Origin of the sequence: Streptomyces sp. NPDC101225 (assembly GCF_044767585.1) — a bacterium.
Taxonomy (GTDB): Bacteria; Actinomycetota; Actinomycetes; order Streptomycetales; family Streptomycetaceae; genus Streptomyces.
Genome location: NZ_JBIWOE010000010.1, coordinates 93,703 through 109,584, shown reverse-complemented (window position 1 = coordinate 109,584; position 15,882 = coordinate 93,703). Strand labels below are relative to the sequence as shown.

General features: G+C 75.1%; 12 protein-coding genes. 6 read left to right on the top strand and 6 right to left on the bottom strand.

Annotation, left to right across the window (positions count from 1 at the left end):
• Positions 1–100 precede the first annotated feature (100 nt).
• The 3 genes from ACIRPX_RS17060 (at position 101) to ACIRPX_RS17050 (ending at position 5,590) form a co-directional block, all read left to right on the top strand.
• The gene (locus ACIRPX_RS17060) at positions 101–1,507 is read left to right on the top strand and encodes an SWIM zinc finger family protein (protein WP_404194525.1); all 1,407 of its coding nucleotides are present in this window, start codon (positions 101–103) and stop codon (positions 1,505–1,507) included.
• Entirely contained in the window at positions 1,504–4,164 is a 2,661-nt protein-coding gene (locus tag ACIRPX_RS17055) for a DUF6493 family protein (protein ID WP_404194522.1), read from the top strand. Before ACIRPX_RS17060 ends, ACIRPX_RS17055 begins: the two co-directional genes overlap by 4 nt.
• 151 nt (positions 4,165–4,315) lie before the next feature.
• A complete protein-coding gene (locus ACIRPX_RS17050; RefSeq protein WP_404194519.1) occupies positions 4,316–5,590 on the top strand; it encodes a GNAT family N-acetyltransferase in 1,275 nt (424 codons plus the stop codon).
• An 18-nt stretch (positions 5,591–5,608) separates the two neighbouring features.
• Here ACIRPX_RS17050 and ACIRPX_RS17045 read toward each other — a convergent pair whose 3' ends face one another.
• Positions 5,609–6,808 carry a trans-sulfuration enzyme family protein gene (locus tag ACIRPX_RS17045; RefSeq protein ID WP_404194516.1) on the bottom strand — a complete coding sequence of 400 codons (1,200 nt, stop codon included), beginning with the start codon at positions 6,806–6,808 and terminating at the stop codon, positions 5,609–5,611.
• Positions 6,809–6,867: 59 nt separating this feature from the next.
• On the opposite strand from ACIRPX_RS17045, the gene ACIRPX_RS17040 reads away from it, so the two are divergent.
• The gene (locus tag ACIRPX_RS17040) at positions 6,868–7,359 is read left to right on the top strand and encodes an Lrp/AsnC family transcriptional regulator (protein WP_404194513.1); all 492 of its coding nucleotides are present in this window, start codon (positions 6,868–6,870) and stop codon (positions 7,357–7,359) included.
• Between the two features lie 33 nt (positions 7,360–7,392).
• Positions 7,393–9,084 (top strand): DUF885 domain-containing protein, encoded by a 1,692-nt coding sequence (locus ACIRPX_RS17035; protein ID WP_404194510.1) that lies wholly within the window; start codon positions 7,393–7,395, stop codon positions 9,082–9,084.
• 33 nt (positions 9,085–9,117) lie between these two features.
• Here ACIRPX_RS17035 and ACIRPX_RS17030 read toward each other — a convergent pair whose 3' ends face one another.
• The 3 genes from ACIRPX_RS17030 to ACIRPX_RS17020 all read right to left on the bottom strand — a co-directional run bounded on the left by ACIRPX_RS17030 (position 9,118) and on the right by ACIRPX_RS17020 (position 11,135).
• Positions 9,118–9,963 carry an SDR family oxidoreductase gene (locus tag ACIRPX_RS17030; protein ID WP_404194508.1) on the bottom strand — a complete coding sequence of 282 codons (846 nt, stop codon included), beginning with the start codon at positions 9,961–9,963 and terminating at the stop codon, positions 9,118–9,120.
• 136 nt (positions 9,964–10,099) lie between these two features.
• The gene (locus ACIRPX_RS17025) at positions 10,100–10,612 is read right to left on the bottom strand and encodes an immunity 21 family protein (RefSeq protein ID WP_404194506.1); all 513 of its coding nucleotides are present in this window, start codon (positions 10,610–10,612) and stop codon (positions 10,100–10,102) included.
• Positions 10,613–10,658: 46 nt separating this feature from the next.
• Positions 10,659–11,135, bottom strand: a complete 477-nt coding sequence (locus tag ACIRPX_RS17020) for a rhodanese-like domain-containing protein (RefSeq protein ID WP_404194504.1) — start codon at positions 11,133–11,135, stop codon at positions 10,659–10,661.
• Between the two features lie 94 nt (positions 11,136–11,229).
• On the opposite strand from ACIRPX_RS17020, the gene ACIRPX_RS17015 reads away from it, so the two are divergent.
• The gene (locus ACIRPX_RS17015; RefSeq protein WP_404194501.1) at positions 11,230–11,676 is read left to right on the top strand and encodes an Lrp/AsnC family transcriptional regulator; all 447 of its coding nucleotides are present in this window, start codon (positions 11,230–11,232) and stop codon (positions 11,674–11,676) included.
• An 18-nt stretch (positions 11,677–11,694) separates the two neighbouring features.
• On the opposite strand, the gene ACIRPX_RS17010 is transcribed toward ACIRPX_RS17015, so the two are convergent.
• Entirely contained in the window at positions 11,695–14,688 is a 2,994-nt protein-coding gene (locus ACIRPX_RS17010; protein ID WP_404194499.1) for an AAA family ATPase, read from the bottom strand.
• Positions 14,685–15,848 (bottom strand): exonuclease SbcCD subunit D, encoded by a 1,164-nt coding sequence (locus tag ACIRPX_RS17005; protein ID WP_404194497.1) that lies wholly within the window; start codon positions 15,846–15,848, stop codon positions 14,685–14,687. Before ACIRPX_RS17005 ends, ACIRPX_RS17010 begins: the two co-directional genes overlap by 4 nt.
• Positions 15,849–15,882 lie beyond the last annotated feature (34 nt).

The window sequence follows — 15,882 nt, the reverse complement described above, 5'->3', positions numbered from 1 at the left end:
CCCCCGGTGCGCGGCCTCGGTACGCCTCCGAACTCGCCCTCCGCACCGGCGTCTTCGCAGGCCGGAGCCGATTGTCAGTGGTCGCCTCTACGGTTTTTCCATGACGCGATCTTTGCAGGCCGTGGCCTATCGCCGACCCTCCACGCTGGAGTCCTCGGCGGGTGAACGGCGCCTGGGGCTGGAGACCGCCCAGGGTGCGACGCCGATGGGCGTCCAGGACCATCCCCGTTTCTTCGCGGGCTTCCTGACGTCGCCCCAGGTGGCCTCCGCCGGGCTGCTCGCGGTCGCGGACGTGGCCGCCGCGCGCTACTACCGGCGGCAGCTGCCCGCCTCGCTCGACCCGGTGGTGACGGGCAACGGCGACCGGCTGCGCTTCGAGTCCTTCTCCGGCTGCTGCGGGGTCTACGCCCGCCTGGACGTGCTGCGGCCGGGCCTGGACGGCGGCGAGGTGGGGCACGGCACGACGAACGTCGACGTCAACAACCCGCTGCGCGAGGCGCTTTCGCGGATCGGCTCGGACGATCCGCTCCATCTGCGCGTCGGACCTGACGAGCTGGCCGTGACGACGTCGGGCGGCCCGGTCGTGGAGAAGAAGGTGCCGCTGCCGGACCGGTGGCTGCGCGGCTTCGCGGAGGCCCAGGTGATCGCGGCCGGCTTCGATCTGCGCGCCGAACTGCCCGCGGCCGAGGCCGTGCGGTTCCTGCGCGCGCTGCCGCGTGGCGGAGGGCGCGGCGCCTCGGCGGGCCCCGGGTGGGTGGTGCCCGCGGGCCGCACGCTGCGCCCGACCACGCGCCCCGTGCCCGGCGCGGTGTGCCTGCCCGGCCCGGAGCGGCTGACCGCCCTCCGGCGCGTGCTGCGCCACGCCACCGCGCTGCGGGTCTACGGCCCCGCGGCCGCCGGCGCCACCGCCGCGGCCGGCGCGTGGGAGGCCGTGCTGCCGGGGATGCGGCTGACGCTCACGCTGTCACCGGACGCCTCCCGCGGCTTCTCCGGGGAGGGCGGCGTCCTGGACGCGCTCGCCACCGACGAGGCGGCCGAGGACGCGGAGCTGATCTCGGTGCTGCTCGCCTGGGAGCCGCGGATCGACGTCACCGGCCTGGCCGCCTCCTCGGGCCTGACCGCCGAGCGGGTCCGTGCGGCCCTGGTGCGCCTGGGCACCTCGGGACGGGTCGGCTACGACCCGGCGGAGGCGGCCTACTTCCACCGTGAGCTGCCGTACGACGCCGAGCGCGTGGAGCGTCACAACCCGCGCCTGCGTGCGGCCCGGACGCTGGTGGGGACGGGCGCGGTCGCCCTGGACGGCGCCCTCGGGACGGTGACCGCGCAGGACGGTCACGTGCACCGGGTGCGGGACGAGGCGGGGGTGCTCAGCTGCAGCTGTCCGTGGTGGGGGAAGTACCGGGGCGGGCGCGGGCCGTGCAAGCACGCGCTGGCGGTGCGGATGGTGCGGCGGGGCGGCGCCGCGGTGGAGCAGGGCAGGACTCGGGTCGACGGGGGTGTGCGATGAGCGTGCTGACGGATGCGGTACGGGCGGGCCGGACGGCCGAGGTGGTGAGCCTGCTCGACGAGCTGACGGACGGCGAACGGCGTGCGGTCTTCGGCGAGTTGAAGAACGTGCGCAAGGAGCTGAGAGCGGCCCCGTGGGACGCCGACTCCCGTCGCGCCTATCCGCCGCTGTATGTGGCCGGGGTGGCGTGCCAGACGGGCGCGGCGGCCGTCGCGACGTGGATAGCGGCCGCCGACATGCGCTGGTCCAGGACGTCACCGGCGCTGCTGCTGCGGATCCTGGGCGACCGCGAGCCGAGCTGGCTCGCCGATCTGACCCACCGGCTGGCGCAGCGTCCCGAGAGCGCCGGGGTGCCGTACGAGCTGATGGCCGGGCTGGTACGGCTGTCGGGCTGCCCGGTGCCGACGACGGACGCGTACGTACGGGGCTGGCTGGGGCACGTCGCCGGGACCTGGCAGCGAGCGGAGAGCGTGCTGGACCGGCTTCGGCAGGACCCGTATCTGCCGCAGCTCGTGGCCGCGCTCTTCGAGACCGAGGACGTCGGCGGCTTCTTCGGATGGCTGGCCGGGGACGGCCCGAACAGCTGGTACGGCGCGCTGACGCAGCTGGCCGACGAGGGCACCCTGGACCGCGGGGCGATGGTGGACGCGTGCGTGGCCCGGCTGCTGCGGGGCGGTTCCACCGCCGATCAGCGGGCGTTCCTGCGCCTGCTGAAGGAGCTGTCCCTCACGCCCGCCGAGCAGCGCGGGCGGATCGCGGACTGGCTCGCCCTCGTCTGCGACGCGGCCTCCCCGGTGGCCTCGCACGCCCAGTCGGTGCTCGGTTCCCTCGCCCTGGCGGGCGAGCTGACACAGCGGCAGCTGGCGGAGATGACCGACGCGGTGCTGTTCCGTACCGAGCGGAAGCTGGCGCGCGCCCAGATCGTCCTGCTCGGAAAGGTCCTCACCCGGGACGGCTCCGGGGCCGAGACCCTGCTGCCCGCCCTCGCGCAGGCCTTCGGGCACGAGGACTCCGATGTGCAGGAGCGCGCACTCAAGCTGGTGGAGCGCCATCTCAGGAAGGTCGGATCGGCCCAGACCCGGGCCGAACTGGCGGCCGCGGCGGAGCAGTTGGTGCCGGCGCTGCGCATGCGGGCGGTCTCGGCACTGGGCGCCGAGCGGGCGGCGTTCGAGCCCTCGGCGTACGAGGAGACCCTGCCCCCGGCTCCCCGGCCGGTGCGGCCGGCACCCGCGCCCGCGTCGGCGGCGGAGGTCGCCGAGGAGGTGAGCGCGCTGATGGCCGCGGAGGGGGACGTGGCCACGTTCGAGCGGGCGCTGGACGCTCTGGTGCGGCACGCCCACCGGGACCGGGGCACCCTCCTCGAAGCGCTCACGCCGGTGGTCGCCCGCCGCTGGTGGAACCGCCCCGACTCAGGGTACGTCCGGCACCCGGACGACCACTTCAGCCGGGCCAACCGCGTCCTCACGGCCGCGGACGGGCTCGACCTCCTCCTCGCCACGCTCCGGGGACGCGTGCGCACCGCGACGCTGTCGGCGCCGATTCAGCACGGGACCGCGGACCAGGCCTGCGTCCACAGCCCGCTCTCCCGGGCCTTCGCCGCCCGCCTGTGGGAGGTGGCGTACCGGCTGCGGACCGAGCCGCTGCCGTTCCTGCTGTCGACGCCCACCTGGAGCACGGGTCTGCTGGAGCCCGACGAGCTGGTGGCCCGCCTGGACGCGTACCGGCGCCTGGGCGCGCGGGTCTCGGCGGCGGACTTCGCACAGGCACTGCTGCGGGTACGCCGTGCCGACCGTGCCGCGGCCGAGGCGGCCGCCGGGCGCGCGGCGGCGCTCGGCACGGCGGAAGGCGCGCGGCTCGCCGCCTGGCTGACGTACGAGGGCCCCGACCTGCCGGCGGGCCGGCGGCGGTCCTCGGGCACCCGCATCCTGCTCGAATGCGGTGAACTCCTCCAGCTCCAGGAGGACTTCCCGGCGGAGTTCCGTCCGCTCGGCGGGCCGGTGAGCGTGTTCGGGGAGCGCTGGCACTGCTACCACTGGGACCCGGGCCTGCGCGGCCACTGGCTGGCCGTGCTGCCCGAGCGGCGCGAGCTGGTGGCGACGCGCCTGCTGCGCGAGGCGTCCACCGCGGCCGTCGACGACGTGCGGGGCGCCGCCGCCTTCCTGCCCCTGCTCGCCGAGTCGGGCGGTGCGGCGGGCGAGGCCGTCCACCTGTGCCTGGCGTACGGTCTCGGCGCCCGGCAGCCTCAGGACCGGCTCGCCGCGGTGGACGCGCTGCTGACGCTGGCGGCGCGCGGGCAGCTCGACGGGGCCCGGCTGGGCGCGGATCTGGGACAGCTGATACGCCGCGGGGCGGTGAAGCCGCTGCGGCTGGCGGAGTCGGCCCGCACCGCGGCGGCCACCGGCGCGAGCGCCACGATCTGGGGAATGCTCCGGCACACCCTGCCCGTCCTGCTGGCCGAGCTCGCGGTGGGCGGCCCGGGGGCGTCGGCTCGCGGCCTCGGCGAGCTGCTGGCGGTGGCCGCGGAGTGCGCGGAGCGTGCCGGAGCGCGGGGCGAACTGCCGCACCTGGCGCAGACCGCGCAGCGCCGCGGCTCGTCCCGGCTGGTGTCGCAGGCCCGCCGGCTGCGCAGCGCGCTCGCGCCGGAGCCGGCCGCCTGATCGCGTGGGGGCACATGGTGCGCGTGTCCGGCGGCGCGCCACAACAGTCAAAAATTCCACAAAAGGCACATAGGCATGCTTTACCCATCGGTCACAGAGCGTTCGTGATCACGCAACACCCTTCCTTCACAGTGGTTCCATGAGTCGATACATGTCTGACGTGACGCGTGCGCAGCAGGGTGGTTCGGTTCGGACGGCGGTCCGGGCCGCCAGGGACGGGTTCCGGAGGTGGTGGACACGCCGCCACGATCTCGCGCCGCCGTCGGGCGATACCGGCGCCCGGTCGCTGCCGTCGGCGCAGCAGGCCGGGCCGTCCGTGGAGAGTTCGCTGTGGCGGATGCGGACGACGGTGAAGGACGAACCGGGTTCGCTGGCCGCGCTGTGCACGGCGCTGGCCGGGCGGCGGGTCGACATCCTGAGTCTGCAGACGCATCCGCTGGCCACGGGCACGGTGGACGAGTTCCTGCTGCGGGCTCCCGCCGACCTCATGGCAGCAGAGCTCACCCAGATGGTGTCGCAGGCCAGCGGGGCCGACATCTGGCTGGAGCGGGCCGACGCCCACGACCTGGTCGACGCGCCCGTGCGGGTCCTGGGCCTGGCCGCGCGTACCGCCCTGGACTCGTCCGAACTGCCGCTCGCGCTGCGGCAGTTGCTGGGCCGGTGCACGATCCGCCAGCTGCCGGCCGGGCCCGTCGGCAGCGGCCGGGCCGCACCAGATGTGCCCGACGAGGGAGCGCTGGAGGAGACCGTCATGCGGCTGCGGGCGCCCGACGGCGGGGTGATCAGCGTGGAGCGGCCGTATCTGGCCTTCACGCCCACCGAGTTCGCCCGGGCCCGGGCGCTGGTGGAGCTGGACGCCCGGCTCGGGCCGCGCCTGCCGCTCGGCCGGGACGTGCTGACGCTGCCCGAGGGCAACGAGATCACGGTGCGCCGGGCCGACGCGCGCGACCTGGAGGCCGCGAAGGCGATGCACGAGCGGTGCTCGTCGCGGACGCTCGGCCTGCGGTACCACGGGCCGGTCGGCGACGCGGACCGCTACCTCAGCCACCTGCTCAGCCCGCGCTTCGGCCGCACCCTGGCGGTGCAGACGGCGTCGGGGCGCATCGTCGGCCTGGGCCACCTGCTGTGGGACGGGGACGAGACGGAGGTCGCGCTGCTGGTCGAGGACACGTGGCAGCACCGCGGCATCGGCGGTGAACTGCTCCAGCGGCTGGTGTCGTTGGCGGCCGAGGCGCGCTGCGCCAGCGTGTACGCGGTGACGCAGGCGTCCAACACCGCCATGGTCGGGGCGATGCGGGGCCTGGGGCTCCCCCTCGACTACCAGATCGAGGAGGGCACCCTGGTGATCACGGCCCGGCTGGAGGAGGGCCCGGCGCGCGGAGAGCTGTCCGGCGCCGGTGAGTTCGGGCGGGTCGAAGCGCCGTAGGGGGAGGTCGCCGGGCGGCTACAGGTGCGCCGTGGCCGGTCGCGCGGTTCCCCGCGCCTCTGCGGGGGTGCCGGCGCACCCCAACGCCTCATCCAGGTCCGCCCAGAGGTCGTCCACGTCCTCCAGGCCCACCGACAGGCGCAGCAGGCGGTCGCCGACGCCCGCGCCTCTGCGGTCGTCGGCGTCCACGATGCGGTGGCTGATGGAGGCGGGGTGCTGGATGAGGGTGTCGACGCTGCCCAGGCTCACCGCCGGGGTGATCAGGCGGACGGCGGCGATGACCTCGTGCGGGTCGCCGGTCACCTCGAAGGCGATCATCGCGCCGCCGATGCGCGGGTAGTGGACGCGCGAGACACGGGGGTCGGCGGCGAGGCGGCGGGCGAGTTCGGCGGCGTTCGCGGACGCCGCGCGCACGCGCACCGGAAGGGTCGCGAGGCCGCGCAGCAGCAGGTAGCCGGCGAGCGGGTGCAGGACGCCGCCGGTGGCGAACCGGACCTGCCGCAGCTGCCCGGCGAGCTCCTCGTCGCAGGCCACCACGCCCGCCATCACGTCCCCGTGTCCGCCGAGGTACTTGGTGGCGCTGTGCAGCACCAGCCGTGCGCCCTGCTCGGCCGGGCGTTGCAGCACCGGCGTGGCGAAGGTGTTGTCGGCGAGCAGCGGGACCGTGCCGCAGGCGTGGGCGACGGCCCGCAGGTCGAGTTCGGCCAGGGTGGGGTTGGCCGGGGACTCGACCAGCACCAGGCCGGTGTCGGGACGCAGCGCGTCGGTGATCCCGGCGGGGTCGGTCCAGGTCACCTCGGAGCCGAGCAGGCCCGCGGTCAGCAAGTGGTCGCTGCAGCCGTACAGGGGCCGCACGGCGACCACGTGGCGCAGGCCGGCCGATGCCCGCACGAGCAGGACGGCGCTGAGCGCGGCCATGCCGCTGGCGAACGCGACGGCGGACTCGGTGCCCTCCAGCCGGGCGAGCGCGGTCTCGAAGCGGGCGACCGTCGGATTGCCGAGGCGCCCGTAGACGGGCGGGCCCTCGGGCTCGGCGCCGGTGGTGGCGAAGGCGTCGATCCGGACGGCCTCGCCCCGGCTGTCGTACGAGGGGTAGGTGGTCGACAGGTCGATCGGCGCGGCGTGGAGTCCCTGCCGGGCGAGGTCGTCGCGGCCGGCATGGACGGCTTCGGTGGCCAGTGCTCTCGGTGAGCCGGGCAGCGCTCTCGTGGAGTCCATGGACGCAGGATGAACAACCACCGGGTCACAGGGGGTCCACCCCGTGCTACGTTCGACCGATGGCCGAATCTGTCGTACTGGATCCGGTGGACCTCCATCTGCTGCGGCTGCTGCAGAACGACGCCCGGACCACCTACCGCGATCTCGCCGCCCAGGTCGGCGTGGCGGCGTCGACCTGCCTGGACCGCGTGACGCGGCTGCGCCGGGCGGGCGTGATCCTCGGGCATCAGCTCCGGCTCGATCCGGCCAAGCTCGGACGGGGTCTGCAGGCGCTGCTCTCGGTGCAGGTCAGGCCGCACCGGCGGGAGCTCGTGGGGCCGTTCGTGGACCGGATCAAGGCGCTGCCGGAGTCCCGTACGGTCTTCCATCTCACCGGCCCCGACGACTACCTCGTGCACGTGGCGGTCGCCGACATGGCGGATCTGCAGCGGCTGGTCCTGGACGAGTTCACCTCACGGCGCGAGGTGGCCCGCGTGGAGACCCGGCTGATCTTCCAGCAGTGGGACTGCGGGCCGCTGCTCCCGCCTTCGCCCTCGGCACAATCCACGTGACGTGCCACGGCCCCTCGTACGAGGATGGACCGCATGTCACAGACCACGAACCCGCTGCCCCGAGAGGTCGCCGACGCCTACGTCGACGAGCTCATCGCCCTCGACCCGGTGACCGGCACGTACCTCGGCGTGAAGGAGAGTTCGAGCAGACTGCCCGACCTGTCGCCCGCGGGCCAGGAGGCGCAGGCGGAGCTGGCGCGGCGGACGCTGGCGCGGCTCGACGAGGCCGAGCGGCAGCCCGGCGCCGGCAGTGACATCGAGCGCCGGTGCGGCCGCCTGCTGCGCGAGCGGCTGACCGCCGAACTCGCCGTGCACGAGGCCGAGGAGGGCCTGCGCGCGGTCGGCAACATGGCGACTCCCGCCCACTCGGTGCGCGACGTCTTCACCGTGACCCCGAACCAGTCCGACGAGGACTGGGCGGCGATCGCCGAGCGGCTGCGTGCCGTGCCCGCGGCCCTGGCGGGCTACCGCGAGTCCCTCACCCTCGGCCTGGAGCGCAAGCTCCTCGCGGCTCCGCGTCCGACGGCCACGTTCGTCGGGCAGCTCACCGAGTGGTCGGACGGGGACGGCGAGGGCCGCGGCTGGTTCGAGGACTTCGCCTCGGCGGGCCCCGAGGCGCTGCGTGCCGAGCTGGACGAGGCGGCCCGTGCGGCGACCGCGGCCGTGGTGGAGCTGCGCGACTGGATGCGCGAGGTGTACGCGCCGGCCGTCGAGGACGCCCCGAACACGGTGGGCCGCGAGCGGTACGCGCGCTGGGCGCGCTACTTCAACGGCACGGACCTCGACCTGGACGAGGCCTACGCGTACGGCTGGTCCGAGTACCACCGGCTGCTCGGCGAGATGAGGCAGGAGGCCGAGAAGATCCTGCCCGGCGCCGCGACGCCATGGGTGGCGCTCGCCCATCTCGACGAGCACGGCAAGCACATCGAGGGCGTCGACGAGGTCCGCGACTGGCTGCAGGGCCTGATGGACCAGGCGATCGACGAGCTGGACGGCACGCACTTCGAACTCGCCGAGCGGGTGCGGAAGGTGGAGTCGTGCATCGCCCCGCCCGGCAGCGCGGCGGCGCCGTACTACACGGCCCCCTCGGAGGACTTCTCCCGCCCCGGCCGCACATGGCTGCCGACGATGGGACAGACGCGTTTCCCGGTCTACGACCTCGTCTCGACCTGGTACCACGAGGGTGTTCCGGGGCATCACCTCCAGCTCGCGCAGTGGGCCCACGTCGCCGGGAACCTCTCCCGCTACCAGGCCACCATCGGCGGGGTCAGCGCCAACGCCGAGGGCTGGGCGCTGTACGCGGAGCGGCTGATGGACGAGCTCGGGTACCTGACGGACGCGGAGCAGCGCCTCGGCTACCTCGACGCGCAGATGATGCGGGCCGCCCGGGTCATCGTCGACATCGGCATGCATCTGGAGCTGGAGATCCCGGCGGACTCGCCCTTCCGTCCCGGCGAGCGCTGGACCCCTGAGCTCGCCCAGGAGTTCTTCGGCTCGCACAGCAGCCGCCCGGCGGACTTCGTGGAGAGCGAGCTGACCCGCTACCTCACGATTCCCGGCCAGGCGATCGGCTACAAGCTCGGCGAGCGGGCCTGGCTGCTGGGCCGCGAGAAGGCCCGCGAGCGGCACGGCGACGCCTTCGACCTCAAGGCCTGGCACATGGCGGCCCTCTCCCAGGGCTCGCTCGGCCTGGACGACCTGGTGGACGAGCTCGCCCAGCTCTGAGCCTGGCTCGGACCGGCCCGGACCAGGCCCGGCTCAGCGGCGGAAGCCGCCCTCCGAGTCGATCACCTGACCCGTGATCCAGTCCGCCTCGTCCGTGGCGAGCCACGCGATGAGGCGGGCCGGATCGTCGGGCCTGCCCCAGCGGCCCGCGGGGAAGTGGGCGGCGACCGCCTCGTAGGTCTCCCCCGTGGCGTAACCCGTGTCCACCGGGCCCGGGTTGACGGTGTTCACCGTGATCGCCTGTTCGGCGAGGGTGGTCGACAGGGAGCGGGTGATCGAGGCGAGGGCGCCCTTCTGGAGGGCGTAGGCGATCTCGTCCGGCATGCCGCCCGCGATGTCCTGGCCCGAGGTCATCGTCACGACGCGTCCGCCGGGGGCAGGCGCGGGCAGGGCGGCGCGGTGACGGGCGTAGGCCTGGACGAGGAGCAGCACGGAGCGGGTGTCGACCGCCCAGTGCGCGTCGAGCATCGCGGCGTCGATCGTGTCGAGGGTGCCGTCGCTGCCGCTGAGGGCGTGGTTGGCGACGAGGACGTCGAGCCGGCCGCCGAGCGCCGCGGCGGCCGTGGCGATCAGCTTCGCGGGGGCGGCCGGGTCGCTCAAGTCGCCCGGTCCCGCGACGACTTGGGCCGCGGGGTCGCCGAGCGCCGCGCGGACGGAGGCGGTCACGTCCTCGGTACGGTCGCCGCCCCAGGGCATGGCGGTGTCGTGCGGCACGTGATGGTGCAGATAGACGCTCGCCCCGTACGCGGCGAGCCGCCGGGCCACGGCGTGTCCGATGCCGGCGCGTCTGCTCGCCCCGGTCACCAGGGCGGTACGGCCGCGCAGGGGCAGCGGGTCACGGCGCAGGTCTTCGGGTGCGGGGTGCGGCAGGAGAGGCATGGACGACCATGATGGAGATCGCCGCACGCCCTCGCACCCGAATATCCGTGCGGGACCGGTGCGCCGTCCCGGCCGCCCGCGCGGAGCGAGTGCGAGGGCCTGGTGCGAGAGTTCCGCCGTCCGCCCGCACCGGGCCCTACGGCAGCGGCCGCAGTTGGACGAGCCCCAGCCAGGTCTCCGGTCCCGGCTGGGCGTGCGCCGCGCGCACCGCGTACCTGCCCGCGGCCAGCTCGACCCGGAGCGTGTCGGTGCGGTGCGTCTCGTTGCCGGGCCAGGCCGAGTCGAACAGCAGCACCGGCCCTGGCACCGCCCAGTGCACCTCCTGCCCCCAGTCCGCGGCGGCGAGGGCGGCGGGGACACCGGCCAGGAGTTCGTCCTCGGTGTTCGCGGCCCACCACCGTACGAAGGTCGCGTGCTCCGGCAGGTAGGCGGTGGAGGCGGGTTCGTCGCCCAGGACCAGGGCGGCGGAGTCGCCGACCGGGAGCAGTCCCACGAAGCCGTCGACCTCGCAGGCCCGGTCGTAGTCCGAGGCGTTCTCCTCGCCGTCGGCGCCCGCCCAGAACGGCAGCACCGTCTCCGGCACCGCGATGAGCGGTCCACCGCCCGACTCGACCCACTCCACCGTTCCGGCCTCCGCGTATCGCACCATGGTGCGGAACGGTACACGCACAGGAACTCGTGACTCCGCTTGCCTCTCAGCAGCCGCAGTCGCCGCCGGACGCGGGTGCCGTCAACGGGTCCGGGGGACGCCGCTCGTGTCCCTCCCAGGTCTCGAACTCGAAGCCCTCACGCACCCAGTACTCGAAGCCGCCGAGCATCTCCTTGACCTGGTAGCCGAGTTCGGCGAGCGCGAGGGCCGCCCGGGTCGCGCCGTTGCATCCGGGGCCCCAGCAGTAGGTGACCACCGGCACGGACGGGTCGAGGAGTCGCCTCGCCTGCTCGGGGACGAGCGCGGTCGGCAGATGGACCGCCCCGGGGACGTGGCCCTGGTCCCAGGCCGCGGTGGAGCGGGAGTCCAGGACGACGAACCCGGCGTCGCCGCCGGCCGCGAGCGCGGCGGCGACGTCGGACACGTCGGCGTGGAAGGCGAGGCTCGCGCGGAAGTGGGCGGCGGCCTCGGCCGGGGCGGCGGGGGGCGTGCGCAGGACGGGATTCACGGTGGCAGCGGTCATGCGCAGAAATCTATGCCGGTCGCACGGGCCCCTGAAGCGGCGATCCCCGGCCCTGCTCTTGATCGGCCGGGGATTCCTCTGCTATCCATCCCGGATGGCCACGTTTTCCCCGGACGCCACCGACTGGCGCATCCTGGACGTCCTCCAGCGCGAGGGGCGCGCCAGCTTCGCCGAGCTGGCGCGCGCCGTCTCCATGTCGCCGAGCGCGGTGACCGAACGGGTGCGCCGGCTGGAGGAGGCGGGCGTCATCCAGGGGTACGCCGCCGTCGTCGATCCGGACCGGCTGGGGCTGCCGATCCTGGCGTTCGTACGGCTCAGGTATCCGAACGGCAACTACAAGCCCTTCCACGACCTGGTCGCCGTGACGCCGGAGATCCTGGAGGCCCACCATGTGACGGGCGACGACTGCTTCGTCATCAAGGTCGCCGCGCGCACGATGCGCCATCTGGAAGAGGTGGCCGGCCGGATCGGCGTGCTGGGCTCGGTGACCACGAGTGTCGTCTACTCGTCCCCGCTGCCCCGGCGGCCTCTCGGTCACTGACGCGGGGGTCAGAGAGTCCTACCCGGCCCCCCGTTGCCGCAGCACGGACCCCGATCTCCCCTTCACGACCTCCAGTTGGGCATGGATACGGCGTCTCAGATCGGCCACGTGACTGACGATGCCGACGCTGCGGTCCCGCTCGCGCAGGGAGTCGAGCACGTCGAGGACCTCGTCGAGCGTCTGGTCGTCGAGGCTGCCGAAGCCCTCGTCGATGAAGAGCGTGTCCAGCCGGACCCCGCCGGCCTCGTCGGTGACGACGTCCGCGAGGCCGAGGGCGAGCGCGAGCGAGGCGAAGAACGTCTCGCCGCCGGACAGCGTCGCCGTGTCCCGCTCCCGTCCGGTCCACGCGTCGACGACGTGCAGCCCGAGACCGCTGCGGCCGCGTCCGGCCCGGTCGTCGGAGTGCACGAGGGTGTACCGGCCGGACGACATCCGCTGCAGCCGCACGGTCGCCGCGGCGGCCACCTGCTCCAGACGGGCCGCCAGCACGTACGACTCCAGGCGCATCTTGCGTTCGTTCTCCGCCGAGGTGCCCGCGGCGAGTGCGGCCAGACGGGCCACCCGGTCGTACTCCTCGCGCAGCGGCGCCAGGCGGCGTACGGCCGCGGCCGACCGGGCGGAGAGCCGGTCGAGTTCGCCGCACCGGCGGGCGGCCGCGTCGCGCGCGGAGGCGGCGTCGCGCAGCCGCCGGGCCGCGGCGGAGGCGGCCCGCTCCGCCGCCTCGACGTCGGCGGCGGGCCGCCGGGCGGCGGCCGCGGTGTCGGCCTCGGCGAGGACGGCGCGCACGGCGGCCTCCTCCGACTGCCGGGCGTCCAGGCGGTGTTGCAGCTCGCGGTGGGCGGCGGCGTCGAGCAGTGCGGCGGCCGCGGCCTGCGGAGTGTCGAAGCCGGCGCGGAAGGCGGCGTCGGACAGCCGGGAGTCGGCGTCCTTCAGCCGCTGTGCGGTGTCCTCGGCGGCCCGCGCGGTCTCGGCGCCCTCGGCCAGCAGCTCGGCCTGCCGCTCCAGCTGCGCCGCCCGCGCGGCGACGCTCGACGCCGTGCCGCGCGCCTGGGCCAGCTCCTCCTCCAGCTCCGACCGTTCACGGTCGAGCCGGTCGCGGTGGCCGACCCGGGAGGCGGCCCGGACCGCCGCCTGCTGGCGTGCCGTGGTCCGCCGCTCGTGCTCCTGCTCCGCCTGCCGCAGCTCCTCGTGCGCCGCGTGCAGGGCACCGGCCCCGGCCCGCGCCCGGCCGTAGAGCCGCTCCAGCTCCTCGACCTCTTCGGCGAGCCGGGCCGTCGGGGTGTCGCCCGCCTCCGCGGTGGCGGCCGCCAGGGCCTCGCGTACGACGCCGAGGCGGCGCTCCTCCTCGGCGCGCTCTTCGTCGGCGCGCCGGGAGGCGGCGAGCGCGCGCTCCTCCGCCTCGCGGTCGACGTGGCCGGCGACCTTGCGCGCGGGCGCGGGGTGCTCGGTGGCTCCGCAGACGGCGCACGGCTCGCCGTCGGCGAGGTTCGCCGCGAGCTCGGCCGCGATGCCGGTGAGCCGCTGTTCCTTGAGGTCGAGCCAGTGGGCGCGGGCCTCGGTGGCCCGTTCGCGGGCGGCCTGCACGCGCGCGTGGGCGTCCTCGGCATCGCGGGCGAACGCGTCGCGCTGGCGGGCCGCGCCGAGTCTGCGCTGCGCGGGTTCGCGCTGCACGCCGAGCTGTTCGGCCCTGGTCGCGGCCCCCTGCGCGGACTCGATGCGGGTCTGCAGGCCGGCGCGGGCCGCCTCCCAGTCCCCGAGCCAGGCCTCGGCCTCCTGGAGCACGTCCTCGTCGGCGCGCTCCTGCCGGTCCAGGTCGGCGCGCTCCGCGACGAGGGCGGTCAGCCGCTGCTCGGCGCGGCGGGCGGACTCCAGGCCGCCGAGTTCCTCGGCGCTGCGGCGGGCCGCGGCCGCGAGCCCGGCGGCACCGGCGTCGGCCCAGGTGCCGGGCAGCAGCGCACGCGCGCGCGCCTCGGCGGAGGCGGCCCGCCGGTGTTCGGCGTCCGCGGCCTCCCTGAGCTCCAGGGCGGGCGCGACCGCCTCGGCCTTCCGGGACCGCTCCATGCGGGCCTGCGCGTCCCGGTGGGCCCCGGCCCGCTCCTCCAGCCGGGCGGCGCGCTCGCGTGCCTCCCCGAACCGCCGCTGCAGCCGGGCCAGTTCGCGCACGTCCTCCAGCGCCCGCTCGGCCGCCGCCTGCGCGGATTCGGTGGCGGTGAGCCGGCAGTGGGCGATGGTCAGCTGCTCGCGGGCGGTGCTGCGGGCGACGGCCGCGGCCGCGACGACGGCCTCGGCGAGACCCGGCTCGCCCGGTGCCAGCTCCGGCAGCTCCAGGGCGCCGTCGGCCGCCTGCTGCATGCGGTGGGCGTCGGCGAGCAGCGCGGCGTCCCCTTCGCGGACCTCGGTCTCGGCGGCGCGGCGGCGCTCGGCCAGGCGCTTCTCGACCTCGGCGAAGCGGTGGGTGTCGAACAGGCGGCCGAGGAGCTTGCCGCGTGCCTCGGCGTCGGCCCGCAGGAAGCGCGCGAAGTCGCCCTGGGGCAGCAGCACGACCTGGCAGAACTGCTCGCGGCTCATGCCCAGCAGCTGGGTGATCTCCTCGCCGATCTCCTGGTGCGAGCGGCTGAGGTCCTTCCAGCCGCCGGCCGTCGCGTCGTACGCACGCAGCCTGCTCTGCGCCTTCTCCGTCGTCGTGCCCGAACCGCGCTTCTTGGGGCGCTCCCAGGGCGGCTGCCGGGTGATCTCCAGCCGCCGTCCGGCGACGGTCAGTTCCAGGGTCACCTCGGTGCGCGTACCGGCCGCGGCGTGGTCGCTGCGCAGGGCCAGGCCCTGGCCGCTCTGCCGGGCGCCGGGGACGGAGCCGTAGAGCGCGAAGCACACGGCGTCCAGGACGGAGGTCTTGCCCGCGCCGGTCGGGCCGTGGAGCAGGAAGAGCCCGGCCGCCGACAGCTCGCCGAAGTCGACGCTCTGCGATCCGCCGAACGGCCCGAAGGCGGTGATCTCCAGCCGGTGCAGCCTCATCGCGCGACCTCCCGCACGGCCTCGTCGGCGCGCACCGCGTCGAACGCGTCCCGCAGCACGGCCTGTTCGCGCTCGTCGGGTCCGGCGCCGCGCACATGGGCCACGAAGTCCTCGGCGATTTCCTGGTCGCTGCGGTCCGCGAGCCGCCGGGCGTACGACACGTCCGGGTCGTCCGGTGCGCGCTCGGGGTCGAAGACGAGGCTGAGGGTGTGCGGGAACCGCTCCGCGAGCCGGGCCATGGGGTCGGTGGGGCGGACCGGGTCGGTGAGGGTGGCCTCGACCCACGCCGCCTCGTGCCGGGTCAGTCCCGGATCGGCCAGCAGCTCCTCCAGCGTCCCGCGGATGCGGGCCAGGGCGCGGGGCACCGGGCAGTCGACGCGCTCGGCGGTCACGGAGCCGTCCGCGCCGAGGTCGACGAGCCACATGGTCTTGCGGTGATCGGTCTCCGAGAAGGAGTACGGCAGCGGGGAGCCGGAGTAGCGCACACGCTCGGTGATGGTCTGGCAGCCGTGCAGGTGGCCGAGTGCCGCGTAGTCCACCCCGTCGAAGACACCGGCGGGTACGGAGGCGACCCCGCCGACGGTGATGTCCCGCTCGCTGTCGCTGGCCGAGCCGCCGGTGACGAAGGCGTGCGCGAGGACGACGGAGCGGGTGCCCCGCGCGCGGGTGGCGAGGTCGGCGCGGACCCGGTCCATGGCGGCGGCGAGCACGGCCTCGTGGCCCGCCTTCTCCACCCCGAACGCGTCCTTCACCAGGGCGGGTTCGAGATACGGCAGGCCGTAGAAGGCCACGTCGCCGTGGGCGTCGGTGAGGACCACCGGTGTCCCGCACGCGGACGGCTCGGTCCGCAGATGGATGCCCGCGCGTCCGATCAGGCCGGCGCCGACGCCGAGCCGGCGGGCCGAGTCGTGGTTCCCGGAGATCATCACCGTCGGCACGCCCAGCTCGGCGAGGCGGTGCAGCGCGTCGTCGTACAGCTCGACCGCGGCGAGCGGCGGCACCGCGCGGTCGTACACGTCCCCCGACACGACCACCGCGTCCACGCCGCGCTCGCGCACGGTCGTGACGAGGTGGCCGATGAACCCGGCCTGGGCGTCGAGCATGTTCACCCGGTGGAACGCCCGGCCGAGATGCCAGTCGGAAGTGTGCAGCAGCCTCATGATCCCCGACCCTAACGGCCGGGTCCGACAGCCC

What these genes read in the sequence shown, in the direction of transcription:
- ACIRPX_RS17060 (WP_404194525.1), top strand. Translation starts at nt 101, where the DNA reads ATGACGCGATCTTTGCAGGCCGTGGCCTATCGCCGACCCTCCACGCTG.
- ACIRPX_RS17055 (WP_404194522.1), top strand. Translation starts at nt 1,504, where the DNA reads ATGAGCGTGCTGACGGATGCGGTACGGGCGGGCCGGACGGCCGAGGTG.
- ACIRPX_RS17050 (WP_404194519.1), top strand. Translation starts at nt 4,316, where the DNA reads ATGTCTGACGTGACGCGTGCGCAGCAGGGTGGTTCGGTTCGGACGGCG.
- ACIRPX_RS17045 (WP_404194516.1), bottom strand. Translation starts at nt 6,808, where the DNA reads ATGGACTCCACGAGAGCGCTGCCCGGCTCACCGAGAGCACTGGCCACC.
- ACIRPX_RS17040 (WP_404194513.1), top strand. Translation starts at nt 6,868, where the DNA reads ATGGCCGAATCTGTCGTACTGGATCCGGTGGACCTCCATCTGCTGCGG.
- ACIRPX_RS17035 (WP_404194510.1), top strand. Translation starts at nt 7,393, where the DNA reads ATGTCACAGACCACGAACCCGCTGCCCCGAGAGGTCGCCGACGCCTAC.
- ACIRPX_RS17030 (WP_404194508.1), bottom strand. Translation starts at nt 9,963, where the DNA reads ATGCCTCTCCTGCCGCACCCCGCACCCGAAGACCTGCGCCGTGACCCG.
- ACIRPX_RS17025 (WP_404194506.1), bottom strand. Translation starts at nt 10,612, where the DNA reads ATGGTGCGATACGCGGAGGCCGGAACGGTGGAGTGGGTCGAGTCGGGC.
- ACIRPX_RS17020 (WP_404194504.1), bottom strand. Translation starts at nt 11,135, where the DNA reads ATGACCGCTGCCACCGTGAATCCCGTCCTGCGCACGCCCCCCGCCGCC.
- ACIRPX_RS17015 (WP_404194501.1), top strand. Translation starts at nt 11,230, where the DNA reads ATGGCCACGTTTTCCCCGGACGCCACCGACTGGCGCATCCTGGACGTC.
- ACIRPX_RS17010 (WP_404194499.1), bottom strand. Translation starts at nt 14,688, where the DNA reads ATGAGGCTGCACCGGCTGGAGATCACCGCCTTCGGGCCGTTCGGCGGA.
- ACIRPX_RS17005 (WP_404194497.1), bottom strand. Translation starts at nt 15,848, where the DNA reads ATGAGGCTGCTGCACACTTCCGACTGGCATCTCGGCCGGGCGTTCCAC.